The organism is Rubrivivax albus, assembly GCF_004016515.1.
Lineage (GTDB): Bacteria > Pseudomonadota > Gammaproteobacteria > Burkholderiales > Burkholderiaceae_C > Rubrivivax > Rubrivivax albus.
Map to the genome: position 1 here is coordinate 1 of NZ_SACT01000040.1, position 731 is coordinate 731.

A 731-nucleotide genomic window follows, 5' to 3' on the forward strand; every position below is an offset into this window, starting at 1 on the left:
AGCCAGGTAGCTTTTTCCTGTTCCGGTACTGCCGGTAATAAAAACATCCTGCGCTTTTTTAATAAACTCACAGGTAAACAATCGGTCGATTTGATTTTTATCCAGTTCACGTTTTTCACTAAAGTCTATTCCGTTTACATCGGCCACGTAACGGAACTTTGCTGTTTTAATGTTGCGTTGCAGTGATCGGTGTTTACGGTCGTCCCATTCGCTTTGTACTAAATACTGCGCCATTTCATCGTTGGTGAAGCTGACCGATGGCGGCTGCTCAACAAATGCTTTAAATGCAGTTTACATACCATACAGGCGCATGTCGCCCATTTTCTTGACTGTTTCGTTGTTCATGTACTTTGATTGTTGTGATTAAAAAATTATTGGTAGTAATGTTGCCCACGTATGTTTTCATGCGAAGGCATGTCGGTGCCAGCTACCTCATCTTCAAAAGGGATTGCATCGGCTTTTGAACGCAGTATCTGATCAATGATCGCATAGTTGTAAATACCAAAACTGTCAGCTCGTTTACAGGCATTGATCAATCGTGCATGGCCTACACGTTTGGCAAAACTCAATACACCGGAACAGGATTTATAACTTTGTTCAGGATACAGTTCTCTTGCCAGTATTTTGGCAACATACTGTGCTACTTCTTCACCAATAGAGGCAGCGGTGGCCATAAATTTCTGCGGATTCCATTCGGCTAAATATTTATGTTGTGTTGCAAGATGATCCTG

At 42.0% G+C, this 731-nt stretch carries 2 pseudogenes; both read right to left on the bottom strand.

Features of this window, described 5'->3' with window-relative positions:
• Window positions 1–279 (bottom strand): annotated as a pseudogene (locus tag ENE75_RS26005) (ATP-binding protein); the annotation flags it as partial.
• Window positions 280–371: 92 nt separating this feature from the next.
• Window positions 372–731 (bottom strand): annotated as a pseudogene (locus ENE75_RS26010) (hypothetical protein); the annotation flags it as partial.